Here is a 19343-nt window from a genome sequence, read left to right on the forward strand (position 1 = left end):
TCGGCGCGGATGGCTTCCTGCGCGGCCGGGGGCAGGCTGTGCATGATCTCGCGCACCCGAGCCTGACGACGCCCGACCGCCTTGCGCTCCGGCATGCCCGGGGTCGCGTTGACCTGCGGCGGCACGCCCTCGATCTCCTCGGTACCACCGTCATGGTGACCGGCGTCGATCATGGCCTGCTCCTCGGCCATCGTCGACTCGTCCTTCTCCTCCGACATACCGATCGGMCCGATACGACGACCGTTGAGGAACTGCTTGACCACCGGCTCATCGGAGGTCAGCAGCACTTCGCGCGGACCGAACATGACGAGGTGCTTGCGGAACAGCATGCCCATGTTGTCGGGCACCGTGCGGGCGATGTTGATGTTGTGCGTGACGATCAGGATGGTGCAGTCGATCTGGGCGTTGATGTCGATCARCAGCTGCGAGAGGTACGCCGTACGGACGGGGTCCAGACCGGAGTCCGGCTCGTCGCASAGGATGATCTGCGGRTCSAGCACCAGCGAGCGGGCCARCCCGGCGCGCTTGCGCATACCGCCGGAGATCTCGCCGGGGAACTTGGTCTCGTCTCCGGTCAGACCGACCAGGTCGAGCTTCTCCATCACGATCTGACGGATCTCGGATTCCTTCTTCTTCGTGTGCTCACGAAGCGGGAACGCGGTGTTGTCGTACAGCGACATGGAGCCGAAGAGGGCGCCGTCCTGGAACATGACGCCGAACAGGGTGCGGATCTCGTAGAGCTCCTTGGCGGAGCACTCGATGATGTTGGTGCCGTCGACGATGATCTTGCCGCGCTCGGGACGCAGCAGACCGATCAACGACTTCAGGAACACCGACTTGCCGGTACCGGAGGGGCCCAGCAGCACNGTGCCGTCGACGATGATCTTGCCGCGCTCGGGACGCAGCAGACCGATCAACGACTTCAGGAACACCGACTTGCCGGTACCGGAGGGGCCCAGCAGCACRCTGACTTCACCGTGCGGGATGTCGAAGGTGACGTCTTCCCAGATTCGCTGGGGCCCGAAGGACTTCGTCAATCCCTCTACCTGAATACCGATGCCCACGGTGAATCCTCTCGGTTTGGATCTTTGCCGGCGACGGCTGTGCATCGCCGTTGCAGCAACTCACTGCTCCGATCGGGACTGAGGATGAGTTGGGAAGTGGCACAGACGCTTTGCATTCGCACCCTGGCGAGGCGATCGGCGGGGTGTCACCCGACGATGCGTTTGACGATCCGATCACCAATGACCTTTGTGCCGGCGGGTCTTCCGTCGTCGGCATTTACGTCGTCGGCCACAGCCGTTTCGATCATGTCGGCATGGTCGTCAGATCCAAGGTGGCGCAGCATCATCGCTGCGGAGAGTATGGCCGCCCTCGGATCGGCCACGCCACGGCCGGCGATGTCCGGCGCGCTTCCGTGCACCGGTTCGAACATGCTGGGATTGGCGCCGGTAGAGTCGATGTTGCCGCTGGCTCCCAACCCAATTCCTCCGCTGATCGCAGCTGCGAGGTCGGTGATGATGTCCCCGAAGAGGTTGTCGGTGAGAATCACATCGAACCGTTCGGGCGCTGTGACCAGATGAACGGTGGCCGCATCGACGTGCATGTAACCCACTGTTACGTGGGGGTATTCCACTGCCGCCGAGTCAATCGCGCGCTGCCATAGGGATCCGGCATGCGTCAGGACGTTTGTCTTGTGTACCCAGGTAATCTCACCTCCCCGTGCGGTCGCGAGATCGAATGCGTAACGGACGACGCGGTCTACCCCGAAGCGGGTGTTGACGCTCACCTCGGTGGCAATCTCGTGTGGTGTGCCGGTTCGGATGGCGCCGCCGTTGCCCACGTAGGGCCCTTCGGTGCCCTCGCGTACGACGACGAAGTCGAACGGTCTGTCATTGCGCAGTGGACCGCTTGATCCCTGCGAGTGCCGTGTGGGTCTCAGGTTCACGTGGTGGTCGAGGGCGAATCGAAGCTTTAGAAGAAGGCCGCGCTCAAGGATTCCGCTGGGCACGGACGGATCGCCAATTGCGCCCAACATGAGAGCATCATGCTCGCGAAGTCGATCGAGATCGTGTTCCGACAGCAGCTCGCCGGTTCGGTGGTAACGCTGAGCGCCGAGATCATGCTTGACATAGGTGATGTCGTCACGCACGGCATGAAGCACCTTCAGTGCTTCGTCGATGACCTCGGGACCGATTCCGTCGCCCGCGATGATTCCGATATGCACTGTTCATCGACTTTCTTCGAGATTTTGTGGGTTGTTGGAACTCTTTTGATATTGATCGCGCAACAGCTGCTTGGCGAATTTGCCCGTCGCCGTCTTGGCGATGACCTCGACGAGCACGAGCTCGTCGGGAACCCACCACGATGCCACCCGTGTGTGTAGGTGCTGGCGAAGGTCGTCGAGTGTGACTTTCCGGTCGCCTCGAGGCACTACGAATACGACTGGACGCTCACCCCAACGCTGATCAAATCTGCCAATGACTGCTGCTTCCGCGACAAGCGGATGAGCCATGACCGCGTTCTCCAATTCGATCGACGAGATCCATTCACCTCCGGACTTGATGAGGTCTTTGGTCCTGTCAACGATGCGTACGCATCCCAGATGGTTGATCGTCGCCATGTCACCGGTCCTCAACCACCCGTCGGCGGTGAACGAGGCCTCGTTGCGCTCTGTATCGAGGTAGCCCGCGGCAATGGTCGGTCCCGCTACTTGAAGCTCGCCGGCAGTGGCTCCGTCCCAGGGGATTTCAACACCGCTGTCGTCCACGGTCCGGATTTCGGTCAACGGCGCGGCATTCCCGGCGGCGGCCCTGACCGCACGTTGTTCGGCGTCGGTCAAACCGTGATCACCGGAGGTGATGTGGGCCACGGTGACCACGGGGCTCGTCTCGGTCATTCCCCATGCGTTGCTGAGGATGACACCGGCCAGCTCTTCGTAGGTTTCAGCCAGCGCGGAATCCAATGGACCACCACCACAGATCGTCATGCGCAGTGATGACAGGTCGTAGCGGGGCAGCATGGGGACCAGCGAACGCCACACGGTGGCGACGGCGGCTGAAAACGTCACTCGGTGTTTCTGCAACTGGTCGGCGATGCGTTCTGGCTGTGTGGCAATCCCGGGAAGCACCAGATCAGAGCCGGCTAGCATCGCGGCGTAGGGAAGTCCCCACGCGTTGACGTGGAACATCGGCACGATCGGCATCACGACGTCCGACTCGCTGATCCCGAAGACATCCGAGGCCAGCAGTTGCAGCGCGTGCAGCACTACCGAGCGATGACTATAGAGAACCCCTTTGGGGTCGCCTGTCGTTCCCGAGGTGTAACACAGTGTGGCAGATTGGTATTCGTCGGAGACGACCGGGATTGTAGTTGAGTGGGTGACGCTGGCCAGTAGCGTCTCGTAGTCGACGACGCGCGGATCGGCCGGAATCGGTGTATCCGTGCCGTCGTCCATGACGACGAAGTTGCGCACTGACACAAAAGAGTCGGCCAGAGGCCAAATAGTTTGCAGCAGTGAACGATCGACGAACACGACCTCATCTCCGGCACTGTTCACCATGAACGTGATCTGATCGCCAAACGAGCGGTGATTGATCGTGTGCAAGGTGCGCCCACCAGAAGGCACCGCCAAATACAGTTCCAACAGTCGATGGGTGTTCCACCCGAAGCTGGCGACGCGTCCTTGCGCCGAGACGCCCAACAGGTCCAGTGCCACGGTCAGCGCGCGGGCCCTGGCTGACACCTGAAACCACGTGCGCTCGTCTTCGCCGTCGACCAAGCCGGTGATGACGCGTTTGTGCCCGAAGTGCTTCTCCAACCGACGCCACAGCATCGAGATCGTCAACGGGCTGTCCTGCATCATCCCGTGCACGGTCGGCAGTGCCCATCGTATTTCGATTTCACTTCTCTTGAACCATCCTGTTTCTCTACCGTGATGACCGCTGACGGAACGCGATGTGCGCCAAGGCTTGTCCACAGTCACCAGCTGTCCCAAATGGTCACTGATGCAGACGCTTTCGGTATAGACCGACTTTTTCGTTGGCGACCCACTGCGAACGGTCATCAGTACGTGGCTGCGTTGCACACGTGGGTGGGCGTTGTTCGTGGGTTGGGCTGGTCAGGCGGGCACGTCTACTCGCGTCGTGACGATGCGGGCATCGCGGGTGTCGCGTCGTTCATTTTCGTCGAAGGATGGTGCTGTGCACATGAACAGAGTCTTGCCGTCGCTGCCGCCGAGAGCGACGGCGTAGACGCCCGTCCCGGGGTGGAGGGTGTGCGTGATGTGGCCACCTTCCACGACGCGAACCACGCGTTGGGCCAAGGCGTCAGCCACCCAGAGGGCGTTCTCGCTGTCGCGACAAAGTCCGTCCGAGGCCAGGGCGAGGCCGCCGAGTGCCTCGGCTACGTCGGTGCTTTCGGGTAGCGGTCCGAATCGCGCCCAATCGCGAGGCTCTGAAAGGGTTCCGTCCGCGCTGATGTCGAATGCGGTGATGCAGTTGCCGAATGTTTCGCCAATGATCAATACGCCGTCGTGGATGACTGCCCCGTTGGGGAAGTGCAGCGGCTCGGTGGCAACTGACACTGCGCCGTCTGGGTCGACGCGAATCAGTGGAGCCGGGGCCAGGTGGTCCCCACCCATCAGGTCAAAACCGAAGTTGCCCACATAGGCTCGGCCGAGGTCGTCGACGACCATGTCGTTGAGCACGCCCGCGGCCAAGCCGGTCAAATCGGCGTGAACGATCAGTTCGCCGTCGGGCTCTCGCCGCAACAGTGTGTGGTCGCGCATCGATACGATCAGCAACCGGCCATCGGGCAGCCAACCGAGCCCGGAAGGCTGGTGGGGGACCCATGCCTCGACTCGTGGGTTTCCGCCCGCTTCATCGCAGGAGACGACGCGATGAGTGTAGAAGTCGGAGAACCAAAGTCGGCCATCATGCCAGCGTGGGCCTTCCAGGTAGGCATAACCTTCGGCAATCACGTCGAATGTCGTTTCGGACGCCGCAGCAGCGGAGTGGGAAGTCATCCGGCAAGCATATGGCCGTCCGTAACGGAATCGCTGTGTCAATTCAATCCACGGACGACGAGGTGCCGAGCGTCCGGCTTGTCCCAGCTTGCCGGTACTGCGGACCCTGAGATACCACCGATCACATTCAACTGCACAAGATTTCGTCATCCTCAACCTCGAAGATCGATCGTCGCCATCCGCCGCCACGGACCCCTGTTCAACACGCTTCGCTCAGCCAATTTTTGGCTCGACGAACTTGTTGACTCGAAATCAATGAAACATTACAGTCGATTTCAGCGCTTGTCAGGATCACCCGACGAGCGTCCCGTGACGACAGCGGAGTGTGACAGTTCACCTCAGATCGCCAGCGGAAGGCGCCTAGTTCCTTAGCCCATTGGATCTTTCCGTGGCTACGGGTGCTCAACCGCTGAACCTTTCTGCTGCAACGGCATCCGCCGCCGTGAAAAGAAAAGAGGCGCGCAATTGTCCAAAATCGGTGTGACCATGCCCGGGCTGAACCAACCTATCGATGCGTTTCCCAGAATGGCCAAGATGGCTGAAGACGCCGGATTCGATTCAGTATGGGATTACGAGTTTTATCGAAATCCGCTCGTCATTCACGGCATGACCGCACAGACGACGAGCACGATTCCCCTGGGTACCGGGCTCGTCACTGCGGCGGGTCGCAGCCCCTTCGTCATGGCAAACGCCGCCGCCGACGTGGACGAGGCTTCAGGCGGACGGCTAATCCTCGGCATCGGCACTGGAGCGGCTGCCTTCACCGATCTCATGAACGGTTTCGAAACCACCCGCCCGGCCGCTCGCACCCGAGAGTATGTCAACCTTCTCCGCCAGATCTGGGACTGGACCGCCGGCGAAGGTATCGCGGATGGCGAGACGGTGGGTGGCCAGTTCTACAAGTTCACGGCGCCGGAGATCAACCCCTTCGGCCGACGTCCATTGGCGCGCAAGAGAATTCCCATCTACACATCTGCACTACGGGAGACGATGGCTCGCCTGGGAGGTGAAATCTCGGACGGGGTGATCGGGTTCATGCTGCCGACCCGGTACCTGAAAGAAGTATTCGTACCCAGCGTCGCAGAAGGTGCGCACAAGGCCGGTCGGAGCCTTGCCGACGTCGACATCGCGAGTGAGACGGTGTGCAGCGTATCCAACGACCGCGCCGAGGCTTACCGGCGCGCCCGACTCCAAGTGGGCATCTACATCTCGCATCCGGTGTGTGCCCCCCTCGCCGAATACATGGGACTCGCGGCAGACCGGGAAGCGTGTGTCGAGGCGATGACCGCTCGGGGTCCGATGGCGCTGGTGGATACTGTCAGTGACGAACTGGTCGACGCCTTCAGCATCACGGGCACACCGGACGAATGCCGCAAGAAGCTAGAGCAGTACCGCGATTGCCTGCCCCACGTGCTACTGCATCCGCCCTACATGCCCGTGCTCACCCAGGAAGAAAGCAAGGACGCGTACGACAACATCATCTCCACCTTCGGACGTTGACTTCGCCAGGCATGGCCCGGAGGGTTGCAGGTCACCCCCGCAACCCGATGGCATGCCGGTGATTGACACAGCGCGGTTCCACGGCGGCGACGAGGCCTAGGTGGAAGCGCCATGCAGCACGTCGCCGTCACTCGACGACTAGGTCGCGTCGTCGGCGCTCCTTGGGGAGGACCAAATGCGGCCCGTGTCGAGTGCCGTCGACCCGGTCGAAGCCACTAGCTGATTCTCCCCGGCCGGCCCTGCGATTGATATCGTGCAACGTGCAAGTCGTTGGCAATTTGACACGCACTCCCGAGGCTCACCATGCCGACGGGGTCCGTGCTTGGATAGTCTCTTGTCCCTGAAAGGCACAGGTGAAGGCACAGTCGGCTACCGGTCGCACGACTCAGCGGTCGGAGCAGGCTGCAGAGACGCGCCGCCGCCTGCTCGATGCTGCGGTGGAGGCGTTTTCGGAGCGGGACTTCGACGACGTCGCAGCAGCGGACATCGCACGATCCGTTGGCGTGGCCTACGGACTGGTGTACCACTACTTCGGCAGCAAACGCGGCGTATACGTCGAGGCGTTGCGCGCCGCCGCCGATCAGATGAGCGCCAACTTCACGGCCCGACCCGGCGTGCCGCCGGGCCGTCAGGTTCGGGACGCCCTAAAGAGTCACTTCGAGTATCTCAGCGCCCACCGAGGCTTCGCGCTGCGCCTCGTCCTCGCTGGAAGCAGCGTTGACCCCGAGGCGTGGGAGGTATTCGAAGCTCGCCGACGGCATTCGGTGCAGTGGTTACTACAGCTACTCGACATAAATCCCGACGGAGAGGCGATGCGCATGATGGGCCGGGCGATGGCCGGTGCATTCGATGCCACCGCAGTTCACTGGCTCGAAAGCGAGCAGCCGTTCGACGTCGACTCAGTAGTCGACAGCTTGACCCATATCGCATTGGCGGCGATCCGCGCTGCGTCCGAGCTGGACCCCACCATCGACTGCGACGCAGCGGAGTCGATTCTGTGGTCGAACGAAACCTCTGCTTGATTGCCGTCTGATCCGGCGGTGAAGTCGGCCCCAGCTCGATGAGATCGTGGTCGGTCGTGCGTCGGTCGTCTCGCGGCTCGTGCCTCCGCGATCTCACGCCGCTCGTCGACGGTTTCGCGAAACCCCCCTTCTGCCATGGACATCCGCTTGCGTATGCAGAAGCGACCTCGAACTGATGATCTTTCGCTCGTCGCCGACCCTGACTGTCTGGCAGTCCCGCTGCCCACCTAGACGCAGCGCCTGCCCCCGGGGCCGCATCAGGCCATTTGGTTGAAACAAAGTCGTTGACACCAAATCAATCAACTACTACCGTTCGAATCAGCATCCATCACGACCCCTTGAAGAACGTTCCGCAATGACAGTGGAAGCGGGCAGTCAGCCCCGGGAGTTCAGTGGAAGCAACCCGTGATGAAGACGACCCATCCGAGCGGTTCGGGGGTGCGGTCGAATCCCTACCGGGGCGTATGCCCTAGCCGTCGATGACATGGAGGTCCAGACGGTGATCGACCTAGACGTCGCCCGCCACCGGGAACAGTTCCTGAATTCCGGCGAGCCTGCGACAGCAATTCGTGAGGACATCGCGCTGTCCTGGGCGCGTTCAACACAGTGTTTGGTACGGCCTGACGAGGTCGACCCACCCTACAGTTCGGACTTCAGTACGCAATCGCGTCTCCTTCGTGCCGCCGAGCCCGTCTTGAACGCAATGGAGGATCGACTGGCCGGGTTGGGGATGTGTGTCATCGTCAGCGACGGTACGGGTCTCATCGTCGATCGGCGGGCGACCGATCGAGCGTGGATGTCACGGCTCGATCAGCTGTGCATCAGCCCGGGCCATCTGTTCTCCGAGGATGCCGTGGGAACGAATGGAATCGGGACGGCTATCGAACTCGGACAAGTGACACGGGTCGACGGCCACGAGCACTTCTCGACAAAGTTCGTCGACTTCACCTGCGTGGGCGTTCCAATTGGCGACCCGATCCAGCAGCGGCCGGTGGGCGTTTTGGACGTGACGACTTACGCGGACGCCAGCAACGGTGCGATCGAACTACTGACCGAACAGATCGGTCGAGCGATCGAACAGCGCCTCATGGAGCAGCATTCACGGCAAGAGCGCTCGCTGCTGGACCACTTCATCGGTGCCAACCGTCGCACCCGGGCCGGGTTGGTGGTCTTGAGCGATCGCATTCTGATGGCGAATCCCCAAGCAGCGCGGCTCTTTCCGGAGATGGATCACCCGTTGCTGTGGGATCATGCATCCCGGGCTCTGTCGTGTACGGATCCGGTCATCGGTCAGTGCGAACTCGACGACGGCACGGTGATTGCCACGCGGACAACGGCAGTTCGAGACGGTGGTGACCCCATTGGCTCGGTGATGGAGATCCGACGGGTCAACGGCGACCGCGAACATGGCCGGCGCAAATCACCTTCAGGTCGGTCGGCGGCGCGCAAGCCTGCGCAGACAGAACCATCGGTGGGGTACCTGCCGCAGGCCCATTCAAGTGCCAGAACATCGATCGACACGTCGGCGGTGCTCATTTGCGGCGAATCCGGCGTAGGGAAGACCACTCTCGGACGGGCGATGCTGCGGGGTGATGGCCTTCTGGGCAGCCGACCGGAAGTCACCTACGATTCCGCGCTCGCTGGCGTGCAGGGCGGTCAGCAGTGGCTGGCCGACCTGAGGGAGATCCTTCGCGACCCCCCTGATGCACTGCTCGTTGGACACATCGAGAGCCTCGACGACGACGTCGCGAGGCTGCTGGTACCGCTGCTCCAGTCCGCCCAAGCTCGCGGGACCCGGTGCGTGATTACCCGGACCTGCAGCGAATTATCATACGAGGCAACCTTTTCGGCGTTTGCGGCCCAGACCGTGCGCGTTCCGCCACTGCGCGACAGACCCCGGGAACTGCCAGCGCTGATTGCCTCCTGCCTGGGAGACCGGCGAATCGCTCCCGAGGTGCTCCAATTGTTCCTGCGCTACCAGTGGCCCGGCAACATAACGCAACTCTCCTCGGTCCTGCGTGGCATGGCATCGAGTTCTCCCCGGCAAACGCTCAATCTCAACGACGTTCCAGCCAGCCTTCGTCGATCCGCGCCGCGGCGTGCGTTGTCGCGTTTCGAGCAAGCGGAGCTACACGTCATCTTGGACGCGCTCGCAGAAACCGGCGGCAACAAGCAACGGGCAGCAGCACTGATTGGTCTATCCCGGTCAACGCTCTATCGCAAGCTGCAGAACTCCGGCGCCGACCTGGAGAACACCGTGTATTGACGGCATCATGGACGCGAAATCTACTGCCAGTGACCGACATTGGGACAGTAATGATGTGAGTTCCCGGCATAGCCTGATCTCACTTCTTAACCGTCAACCGTCCGGAAGGATTGCGGTGGATCTCAGCGACGCGCATCACGACACGGGGTTCGACTCCGACCCCAATATCGACGTTCTCGTCGTCGGGGCAGGATTTGCCGGCTTGTATCAGCTCCGTCGACTACGAGAAGCCAACTTCACCGTCCACGTCGTGGACGCCGCAGCTGACCTCGGCGGAATCTGGCACTGGAACTGCTATCCGGGAGCCCGAGTCGACACACTCGGTGGGATCTATCAGTATTCAGACCCGCAACTCTGGGAGAACTGGGACTACACCGAACTCTATCCGTCATGGGAAGAGGTGCGAAAGTACTTCCAGTACGTGGACACTCAGCTCGACCTCAGCCGCGACATTTCGTTCAACACTCGTGTCACCACTGCCACGTTCGACGAGACCAGCCGCCGCTGGACGGTCACCACCGACCGAGGCGTGACGTTCTTCCCACGCTTCGTGGTGATGTGCATCGGCTTTGCCACCAAGCCGTTCGTGCCGCACATCGAGGGACTCGAGCGGTTCTCCGGGGAATGTCACCACACCGCAGCTTGGCCGCAGGGTGGTTTGGATTTCACCGATAAGCGAGTCGGCGTGATCGGTACCGGGGCCAGCGGTGTGCAAGTGGTGCAAGAGGCGGCCAAGTGCGCCAAGGCTGTGACGGTGTTTCAACGCACCCCGATCCTCGCCCTGCCGATGCGCCAGCAGCAACTCGACGACGACGCCCAGCTCGCGATCAAGGCCGGCCTGTCGGAGCGATTCAGCATGCGATCGGAGACGTTCGCAGGATTCGACCTCGACTTTCGTGACCAATCAGCCCTTGAGCTTACTTCCGAGCAGCGCACTGAGGTCTACGAACAACTTTGGCGCAGGGGTGGCTTTCATCCCTGGCTGGGCACATTCAATGACATCCTCTTCGATGACGAAGCCAACGCCACGGCGTACGCGTTCTGGCGGGACAAGACTCGTGAGCGAATCAAGGATCCACGCGTGGCCGAAATACTCGCGCCAATGGTTGCGCCGCATCCATTCGGAACGAAGCGACCCTCCCTCGAGCAGGACTACTACGAAGCGTTCAACCAGGACAACGTGACGTTGGTCGACGTCCGCGACACGCCGATCGTCCGGGTGGGCCCGGCTGGTGTCGCTACGACAGTCGCAGACCACGAATTCGACATCTTGGTTTTGGCAACCGGATTCGACGCTCTCACGGGCGGCTACTTCGCCATCGACATCCGCGGTACGGGGGGTCTGGCGCTAACGCAGAAGTGGCACGATGGCGTCCGCGCTCATCTCGGTGTCGCCACTGAGGGTTTTCCCAACCTGCTCATGGTGTACGGCCCGCAGAGTCCAGCAGGATTTTGCAACGGTCCTACATGTGCGGAATTGCAAGGAGACCAGATCGTCGAGACGCTCGTATACGTCCGTGACCACGGATACACACGTATCGAGGCTTCGCGCCAGGCCGAAGAGTCGTGGCGCGATCATGTCCTCGACGTTGCCGAACAGTCGTTGTTCAACCGGGCCGACTCTTGGTACATGGGGGCGAATGTCCCGGGAAAACCACGCGAGATGCTCAACTACCCTGCCGGGGTCCCGGCCTATCTTGCGCACTGGCGCGAATGCGTTGATTCGGGCTTCAAGGGATTCGAGATGTCCTGAGCGGATGCGCTTCAAGGCAAATTTCTGTGGAATGGAGTGAACAGCAATGACACATCAGGTAGTCGCTGCCGAGAGTTCATCGGTCGAAATCGGGAACGTTACGGAGTATCAGTCAGGCCTCGGTAACGAGTTCGAGACCGAGGCTTTGGCGGGCACTTTGCCCCTCGGTCAGAACAGCCCGCAGAAGGTGGCTCATGGACTGGTGAGTGAGCTGGTGTCCGGGACGACGTTCGGCGCACCTCGCGCACACAACCGTCGCTCCTATCTGTTCCGAATTCGCCCGTCCGTCCTGCACGGTCCCTTCGAGCTCGCGGCAGCGTCGACCTTCCTCACGCCACCATTCGCCAAGCCGGCGGCACCCCTCGACTACTGCTGGGGCCCGCTCACCCCGACAAAGGCGTCGGTGGATTTCATCGACGGAATGGCCACCATCTTCGGTACAGGCTCACCGCAGTCCCAATCCGGCGTTGCCTTCCACGCCTACTCGGCGACTGCCTCGATGCGAAACAGAGTGTTCGGCAACGCTGACGGTGAAATGCTGATCGTGCCGCATGCTGGTGGTCTTCGCCTGGTGACCGAGTACGGGATCCTCGATGTCCACGTTGGTGAAATCGCAGTCGTACCACGCGGTATCCGGTTCCGAGTCGAACTTCTCGATGGCTACGCCGGAGGCTTCGTATGCGAGAACTTCGGATCGCCTTTACGCTTACCCGAACTCGGGCTCATTGGTTCCAACGGCCTTGCCAACGTCGCCGACTTCAAGATTCCAGTCGCTGCGTACGAGGACTACGACGGCCCAGTCCAATGGACCCAGAAGTTCGGCGGCAACGTGTGGAACAGTCAACTCGATCATTCCCCCCTGGACGTGGTCGCATGGCGAGGAAGCCTGTACCCGTACAAGTACGACCTGAGTCGGTTCGTGGCAATGAGCACGTCAACCGTGGATCACCCTGACCCCTCGATCTTCAGCTTGCTCACGTCCCCGTCGGATCCCATCCTCGGGCCGAATTTCGACGTCATGGCGATCACCCCGCGATGGGTCGTCGGCGACCACACATTCCTGGCGCCCGGTTTTCATCGCAATTGCGTCACCGAGTTCCTCATCCTGCTGCAGGGCAGTTTTGCCGGGATGCAACCCGGCTCGGTGACGTTGACCAACCCCTTCACGCCTCATGGACCAGATGCGCAAACCCAGGGCGTGATGCGCGAGGGGGAGTGGGGTCCCATCAAGCTCGAGGACCAACTGATGTTGCTGTTCGAAACGCGATTCCCCATGCAAACCACCGATTTCGCGCATTCGATCCTGCCCTCGGTCGACAATTACGCCGCCCAGTGGGTCGACATCCCGAAGCGCTTCGACAAGTAATTCAAGTTTCGTTGCAAGCCAGACCGAATCGAAAGAAGGCTCACCTGTGTCGCCGCGTCACAACTTTGAATTGGCCACGGAGTGGGTGGGGATCACCCACACGGAGACGACTCACGGTCAGGAGACTTATGGTTATGTCGAGCCGAATCGAGTTGCCCTAGAGGGCGTGCGCTTCCTTCCGAAGAATCGCCCATCGGCCACGCTGATCATGTACATGCATCCAACTGCGACGATCAGCCGGCTGCCGGTCCCTCGGGCCATGGCCGCGGCGGGTATGCATGTCCTGTGCGCCGAGAGTCGCTACACCCGTAACGACACCGCACTCATCATGGAGAAGGTGTTGCTCGACTTCGGGGCGTTCGTGCGGCATGCGAAAGAGAATTGGGGTTACGAGAAGGTGGTTCTGGCGGGTTGGTCCGGTGGTGGATCGCTGACGTCGTACTTCCAATCCCAGGCCGAGAATCCCACGCTGGTCGACACACCCGCCGGTGATCCGATTGACCTTGGGCAACTCGTCGGGGGAGACGGCGTGGTGTTTCATGCAGCACATCTGTCTCGCGCAGACATGTTGGCGGACTTCATCGATCCCTCGGTCATCGATGAGGCCAACCCTGACATCCGTAATCCAGAATTTGATCTATATGATCCGCGGAACCCTGAGAAGCCCCCGTACTCCACGGAGTATCTGCAGAATTTTCGGGCCGAGCAGAAGGCGCGGGTTCGCCGGCGGACCGTGTACGTCAAGGAGATGCTCGAGCAGTTGCGCAGCCGTGGCGGGAAAGAAACCGACCGTGTCATTCTGACGCAGCGGACGATGGCCGATCCTCGATGCCTCGATCCCGCGGTCGACCCCAACGATCGAGTGCCCGGCACATCCTTGATGGGAGACCCTGAGGCCGCCAACGTCAACCCTGCGGGAATCGCACGATATTCCACGCTGCGATCGTGGTTGTCACAGTGGTCGTTCGATGACAGCCGCGCCCGGGCCGATGTCGCGGCGGCCAACATCACGGTGCCTGTCTTAGTCATCGAGAACAGTGCCGATCACGTTGTCCCGCAACCTCACTCCGAGCGGTTCTACGCAGCCTGCGCGAGTAAGGACAAGACGTTCTTCGCCGCTGAGGGTGCTGACCATTACTACAGTGGTGACAACGGCATGCTCGACACGGTCGTCGACAAGACATTGGAATGGATGATGTCCCGTAACCTGCTAGCAGATTGAGGAATTCGATGAAATCAATGGATACGGCTGTGAGCTCTACGCCGGATGAAAGCGGTTCTAGCACAACGCACGTCGTCGACAGGCTGCTCCGCGCCATGGAACGTGGCGACGTGGAAGCAGTTCGTGCTTGCTATTCGCCCGATGTGTTGATCTGGCACAACTCGAACAATCAAGCCGAGCCCCTTGGGGAGAACTTTGAGCGCTTGGCTGCAGTTTTTGCGCGATGGACGGATCTCTCGTACGGCGACATCCGCCGGGTTGAGGGCCCGGGCGTTGTGGCTCAGCAGCACACACTGCGGGGCTGTGGCCCGGACGGAGCCGAATTCGAAGTGCACATCGCGATGTTCGTGAGGCTGGGTGCTGACGGCAGGATTGTCAGGGTGGACGAATATCTGGAGTCATCCCAACTTCCGCAGTTCCTCTAGCAGGCGAATCTGCTGGGGCGTTGCGGATATGCCCTTCCAGCACCCCGGGTTATGACCTGGGTTTATTGCATCTCCCGGCCCGGCCCTGCAGTGATTCGACACGTTGGGCTGTGCCGGAGAACATCTATCAGGCTGTCTTCCAACTGAATTCGCGCTCTCTTGGACCGTAACGGTGGGTGCCGCATCGCTGCACACCGCCCTGGTGGCGTGCATGCAGGACCTACGTCCGGAGCTGATGAGGTCGAGCACCTGTCATCGTGGCGCAAACGAGAACGCCAATGGACCGTTGCGCGACTAAATCCCCAAGGGCATTGTCCCGCTGAATGTTTCGCTGCTCTGCAACTTCACGAAGTCCGTCGGTGTTGCGACGTTGACTTGAACCGACCCTGGAATGACCTGCGCATTCTTCAACCGGAACTGACAATTGGTGACGGGCTCCAACGTCGGCGCTGGCTATCGGTCCTGTCCCCATACCTCCTGATTCCATCAGCGTGCGCCGCCGGGTCGTTCGGCCGCTCAACTCCTCAGGGATACGAAGATGGCAAATGTTGAAGGGTCATGACAGCACTGTGATGTATGTCGCATATTGCGACATTCGACGTCCGCTATCTGCGCCTACGTTCATCGGTGGAGCTCGTCGGCCGGACGACCTCGACTAAGCGAGACGAGAGAGGGAGCGCGCCAACCACCAATTTCGTGGAGTGATCGACCCCCGCTGGAGGTTGGTGGCACAGGCGTCGCGAACGAGCGCTTCAACGCAAGGGATCAGAAGGCCCAAATGCTCAGTACGAGACGGTTCGTCCCTCGGCGAACCATTGCGGGCGGCTCGATGAATGCCTCGTGTCACGACCGTCGCCATCGTGACGACCAGTCGTGTCGGCAGATACCAGTAAACGATCAGGGGAACGTCCACATTGGCTAGTCACGCTTCGCCACGCGCATCGTCCGTGCGCTACTCGGCTCTTCACAAGGTTTCGAACCTGAGCAAGAGGCCGATTGCCGCCGCAGGTACCACTGGCCGCAGTGTCGCCATGGCGGTCAACGTAATTCGCTACGCGGTCACCGACACCCTTACGTTGCGGTTGCCCGTCGGCGAGTTCCTCTGGCAAGCGTGGGCGCTGTTCAAGGTAACTGCGACGCCAGCAGTGTTGATGGCCATTCCCATCGGCGGGATCGTCACCGTCGTCGTCTCGGGTCTCGTGGCCCAGGTCGGCGCTACCGCGCTGTTGGGCGCTGCCAGCGGGGTGGGTGTGCTGAGGGAGGGCGCGCCCGTCACCGCAGGGTTGTTGATGGGTGGCGCCGCGGCATCGGCCATCGCGTCGGACTTCGGGGCACGGGCCATCCGTGAGGAGCTCGACGCCATGCGCGTGCTCGGCGTGGATCCCATTCGCCGGCTGGTGGTGCCGCGATTCCTTGCACTGCTGTTGATCGCCCCCATCCTGACGCTGGTCATCATCGTGTCGGGTACGGCGTCGGCCTACCTTCTTTCGGTCACGGTCAGCGGTGTAGCGCCCGGGAGTTTCTGGCAATCATTTGGCACGTTCGCCAAGATGACGGACGTCTACTTTGCCATCGGTAAGGGCCTCGTCTTCGCCGCCATCGTGGCGATCATCTCGTCGATGCGAGGGATGGAAGCCAAGGGCGGTCCGCGAGGTGTGGCCGACGCCGTGAACGCGGCCGTCGTGATCAACACGATTCTCATCTTGTTCGCCAACCTCGTCATCGCACAGATCGCCACGATGTTCTTCCCGACGGCGGTCGCGTGATGGCCGCGCCTTCCACGTTTGGGCGGACGGGCACGGCCGTCCTCGGTGCGGCCAAGAGTCCGATCCGTGGCTTCGGTCAGTGGACGCTCTTCATCGGACAGGTGTTCTTCTACCTACCCCTCACCATCCGTAGGTACAGCCGGCAGACTCTCGCGGCGACGATCAACATGGCGTGGGGCCGAGGGTCCCTCATCGTCGACGGCGGCACCATCAGCGTGCTGCTCCTCCTCGGTGCCGCAACAGGCGCCACTCTGGGTATCGAAGCGCTGGCGGTCCTGAACATCTTGGGCTTCGGGCCGTTGGCCGGCATCATCAGCGGCATCGGTTCGGTCCGTGTTCTCGGCCCCATCATCGCTGCCATTGCATTCATGTCTCAGGCGGGCACTCGCATGACCGCAGAGATCGGTGCCATGCGCATCTCCGAGGAGATCGACGCCGTCGAGGCAATCGGTTTGCGGCCCATCCCATTCGTCGTGGGCACCCGGCTGATCGGCGCGCTGACGTGTGTCGTCCCCGGGTACCTGCTGACGCTGATGGGGACCTTCTACACGATTCAATTGGTCGTGGTTCTGTTCAACGGCGAACACGGCGGCACCTACAACCACTACTTCGTAATGTTCCTGTCCCCAATGGATTTGCTCTATTCGACGATCAAGGTGGCCGTCTACTGCGTGGCCGTGACGTTGATCCATTGCTACTACGGATACTTCGCTTCTGGGGGGCCGGTCGGTGTCGGCATGGCGTCGGGTCGCGCGGTTCGCGCCAGTCTGGTCACGATCGTCACCTTGGACCTCGTGACGTCAATCCTCATCTGGGGCCTTCAACCAGTGTTCATCTTCAAGGGATAGGGGGCTCTGATGTTGAGAGGTTCAGAGCAACACCAGGAGCGCGTGCTGCTGGGCATCGGCGGAGGCGTCGTGCTGCTCATCGTCCTGGCTTTGGTCGTCTCCTACCTGAATCCCTTCGGTGGTCGCGCCAAAGGCCTTTATTCAGTGGGCATTACGACGACGTATGTCGGTCAGGGCGTGGTGAAGGGGACGGCGGTCGTCCTTCACGGCGTGAAGGTCGGCGAAGTGACCAACGTGATGACCACCGCCGGTGGGGAGGTTCGGCTGGAGACTGACCTCGAAACCGAACCCACCAAGGGCCTCACGAATGAGATGGGCATCGACTACCGACCCGTCAACTACTTCGGTGTTCCCGGAGTCAACCTGATTCCGAAGGAGGGCGGGCAAGTGCTCCGCGATGGCAGCCAGCTGAGCCTGGTGCCCACCGGCAACTTCACCCTCGCCCAATTGCTCTATCAGCTGGGCGATGTCTCGCAGGCGTCGTTGACACCGCAACTGATCAGTGTTGTCGATCGAATAACCCGTTACACCGACGGGCTCAACCCGTTGTTCGAATCTCTGATCACGATTTCCAGGGCAGTCGAAGCCGTACAGACCGAGCCGACCCAGGAACAGGTCGGCAGACTGGGAACAGCGCTTACCGCCGTGCCGCCATTCGCCAACGAATTGATCATCGCACTGAGGCGCGTCCAGGACTTCAGCTTCTATCCAGGCAAAACTCGTGAGCCCGCGGAGTCGAGCGCGGTGAAATTGGCCCCGCCATACCTCACGGATGTGGTGACCCCGAGTTTGGGCGACATGACCGACGAGTATTTCGACGCATATTTCGACCCGAGCCTAAATGCGATCCAGAACGGCGTATTCAAATCGATCGGCAAATTGGTCGCGAGTCACGTGGACGACCTTTATCCACTGATCTCCGGGCTCAAGGCCCTGACCGACACCGTGCCGGCCCTGCTGCGCCCGCGCGACGTCGCGCAGAAGCTGGCCGAATTGCGCGACCGATTCGAGAAGCTCTATGCCGGCAACGGTGATCAGCATGCAATTTCGGTCCGTCTTCTACTGGACAGCCTGCCCGGCGTGGCGGCACCAATGGGAATCGTCCCGGAGAGGACGCCATGAGTCCACGAGCTTCTGCCTGGCGCATCAGTGTGACGCTGGTCGTCGCGGTCTTTCTCTTCATCCTGCTGTCGAACACCTTGGTGAACCCAGTCGCTGGTACGACCCGAGACTACGTCGCCGAATACACCGATGCGTCCGGGCTACATCGCGACGGCGACGTCCGGGTGCGCGGCGTTCGAGTCGGCAAGATCGACTCCGTCGACCTAGCCCGGGTCAACGGACAGAACGTCGCGCAGGTCAAGTTCACCCTGGACAAGAAGTACGGAATCGTCGCGGACACGCGGCTGGCCATCAAGTTTCAGGCCTTGACCGGCGTGCGCTACATAGACGTCACGAACCCCGCCGAGGGATACCGCGACCGCGACCTCATATCGAAGGTACCCACGTCGATGACCCAGCCGTCCTTCGACGTGACGGCACTGTTCAATGGCCTGCAACCGGTGCTGGCCACCCTGAGCCCGGACGAGATAAACACGTTCACCGACAATGCCTCGTCCTTCCTCACCGGTGACGGAAGTGGGTTGGCGCCGCTTCTGGACAGCATCCGCAAGCTGACCGAATTCGTGACGGATCGTCAGCAGGTGGTCGCGACACTGATACGAAATCTGTCACACATCGCCGACGGCATCGGCGGGAAATCTGGCAAATTCATCTACATCGTGGACTTGCTGAACAAAAACGTGGACGCCGTCAACACGGCGTTGGACGAATTTCGAAAGGATTACTTGTACAGCAAGGATTTCTTCGATCCCACCGTGCGCCTAATGCACAACCTCGGGTTGAGGAACGGCATCAACATTGACGACTCGCTCGACAAAGCATTCAGCAACCTCGACAACTTCTTCGACGCATTCAAATTGGTGCCGGTGGTCAACGAGAACATCCCACCGCCGGGTGAGGACGACGAAACCGCGGTGGAGCCGTGTGCGCGTGGCAACTTTCAATTACCGGAGACAATGGACGTGCTGCTAAACGGACAACGGGTGGTGCTGTGCAATCGTTGAAATCGAGTCCGGTGTTCCGCAAC

Annotated in this window: 15 protein-coding genes and 1 pseudogene; 11 read left to right on the forward strand and 5 right to left on the reverse strand. The window is 61.2% G+C overall.

Annotation, left to right across the window (positions count from 1 at the left end):
• From ASD37_RS00005 to ASD37_RS00020, 5 genes and pseudogenes are all read right to left on the reverse strand, one after another.
• The coding region (locus ASD37_RS00005; protein ID WP_235567922.1) for an ABC transporter ATP-binding protein at positions 1-866 on the reverse strand (866 nt) is incomplete at both ends.
• 1 nt (position 867) lies between these two features.
• Positions 868-1064, reverse strand: a pseudogene (locus tag ASD37_RS32635) (ATP-binding cassette domain-containing protein); the annotation flags it as partial.
• 146 nt (positions 1065-1210) lie between these two features.
• A complete protein-coding gene (locus ASD37_RS00010) occupies positions 1211-2227 on the reverse strand; it encodes a 3-isopropylmalate dehydrogenase (protein WP_056546251.1) in 1017 nt (338 codons plus the stop codon).
• Positions 2228-2230: 3 nt separating this feature from the next.
• Positions 2231-4066 (reverse strand): long-chain-fatty-acid--CoA ligase, encoded by a 1836-nt coding sequence (locus ASD37_RS00015; RefSeq protein WP_235567923.1) that lies wholly within the window; start codon positions 4064-4066, stop codon positions 2231-2233.
• 54 nt (positions 4067-4120) lie between these two features.
• On the reverse strand, positions 4121-5068 hold the full coding sequence (locus tag ASD37_RS00020; RefSeq protein WP_370071995.1) for an SMP-30/gluconolactonase/LRE family protein: 948 nt from the start codon (positions 5066-5068) through the stop codon (positions 4121-4123).
• Positions 5069-5512: 444 nt separating this feature from the next.
• Between ASD37_RS00020 and ASD37_RS00025 the strand changes: the two genes are divergently transcribed.
• From ASD37_RS00025 to ASD37_RS00075, 11 genes are all read left to right on the forward strand, one after another.
• The gene (locus ASD37_RS00025; protein WP_156720670.1) at positions 5513-6526 is read left to right on the forward strand and encodes an LLM class flavin-dependent oxidoreductase; all 1014 of its coding nucleotides are present in this window, start codon (positions 5513-5515) and stop codon (positions 6524-6526) included.
• Positions 6527-6879: 353 nt separating this feature from the next.
• Positions 6880-7548 carry a TetR/AcrR family transcriptional regulator gene (locus tag ASD37_RS00030; protein ID WP_082569873.1) on the forward strand — a complete coding sequence of 223 codons (669 nt, stop codon included), beginning with the start codon at positions 6880-6882 and terminating at the stop codon, positions 7546-7548.
• A 484-nt stretch (positions 7549-8032) separates the two neighbouring features.
• A complete protein-coding gene (locus ASD37_RS00035; protein WP_056546278.1) occupies positions 8033-9814 on the forward strand; it encodes a sigma-54-dependent Fis family transcriptional regulator in 1782 nt (593 codons plus the stop codon).
• A 115-nt stretch (positions 9815-9929) separates the two neighbouring features.
• Positions 9930-11567, forward strand: coding sequence for an NAD(P)/FAD-dependent oxidoreductase (locus tag ASD37_RS00040; protein WP_056546281.1), 1638 nt, complete (start codon positions 9930-9932; stop codon positions 11565-11567).
• A 46-nt stretch (positions 11568-11613) separates the two neighbouring features.
• Positions 11614-12933, forward strand: a complete 1320-nt coding sequence (locus ASD37_RS00045; protein ID WP_082569875.1) for a homogentisate 1,2-dioxygenase — start codon at positions 11614-11616, stop codon at positions 12931-12933.
• Between the two features lie 85 nt (positions 12934-13018).
• The gene (locus tag ASD37_RS00050) at positions 13019-14155 is read left to right on the forward strand and encodes a S9 family peptidase (RefSeq protein ID WP_200959722.1); all 1137 of its coding nucleotides are present in this window, start codon (positions 13019-13021) and stop codon (positions 14153-14155) included.
• Between the two features lie 8 nt (positions 14156-14163).
• Positions 14164-14580, forward strand: a complete 417-nt coding sequence (locus ASD37_RS00055; protein WP_082569876.1) for a nuclear transport factor 2 family protein — start codon at positions 14164-14166, stop codon at positions 14578-14580.
• A gap of 947 nt (positions 14581-15527) precedes the next feature.
• Complete coding sequence (locus ASD37_RS00060) at positions 15528-16346, forward strand: ABC transporter permease (RefSeq protein ID WP_235567925.1); 819 nt, start codon at positions 15528-15530, stop codon at positions 16344-16346.
• Positions 16346-17194 carry an ABC transporter permease gene (locus ASD37_RS00065; RefSeq protein WP_056546292.1) on the forward strand — a complete coding sequence of 283 codons (849 nt, stop codon included), beginning with the start codon at positions 16346-16348 and terminating at the stop codon, positions 17192-17194. The genes ASD37_RS00060 and ASD37_RS00065 overlap by 1 nt, the downstream gene beginning before the upstream one ends.
• Positions 17195-17236: 42 nt before the next feature.
• A complete protein-coding gene (locus ASD37_RS00070) occupies positions 17237-18316 on the forward strand; it encodes a mammalian cell entry protein (RefSeq protein ID WP_235567926.1) in 1080 nt (359 codons plus the stop codon).
• Complete coding sequence (locus tag ASD37_RS00075; protein ID WP_056546299.1) at positions 18313-19320, forward strand: MlaD family protein; 1008 nt, start codon at positions 18313-18315, stop codon at positions 19318-19320. The genes ASD37_RS00070 and ASD37_RS00075 overlap by 4 nt, the downstream gene beginning before the upstream one ends.
• The last annotated feature ends 23 nt before the right edge of the window (positions 19321-19343 follow it).

This window comes from Mycobacterium sp. Root135 (genome assembly GCF_001426545.1).
Taxonomy (GTDB): domain Bacteria; phylum Actinomycetota; class Actinomycetes; order Mycobacteriales; family Mycobacteriaceae; genus Mycobacterium.

What these genes read in the sequence shown, in the direction of transcription:
- ASD37_RS00015 (WP_235567923.1), bottom strand. Translation starts at nt 4,066, where the DNA reads ATGACCGTTCGCAGTGGGTCGCCAACGAAAAAGTCGGTCTATACCGAA.
- ASD37_RS00025 (WP_156720670.1), top strand. Translation starts at nt 5,513, where the DNA reads ATGCCCGGGCTGAACCAACCTATCGATGCGTTTCCCAGAATGGCCAAG.
- ASD37_RS00035 (WP_056546278.1), top strand. Translation starts at nt 8,033, where the DNA reads ATGGAGGTCCAGACGGTGATCGACCTAGACGTCGCCCGCCACCGGGAA.
- ASD37_RS00045 (WP_082569875.1), top strand. Translation starts at nt 11,614, where the DNA reads ATGACACATCAGGTAGTCGCTGCCGAGAGTTCATCGGTCGAAATCGGG.
- ASD37_RS00055 (WP_082569876.1), top strand. Translation starts at nt 14,164, where the DNA reads ATGAAATCAATGGATACGGCTGTGAGCTCTACGCCGGATGAAAGCGGT.
- ASD37_RS00065 (WP_056546292.1), top strand. Translation starts at nt 16,346, where the DNA reads ATGGCCGCGCCTTCCACGTTTGGGCGGACGGGCACGGCCGTCCTCGGT.
- ASD37_RS00075 (WP_056546299.1), top strand. Translation starts at nt 18,313, where the DNA reads ATGAGTCCACGAGCTTCTGCCTGGCGCATCAGTGTGACGCTGGTCGTC.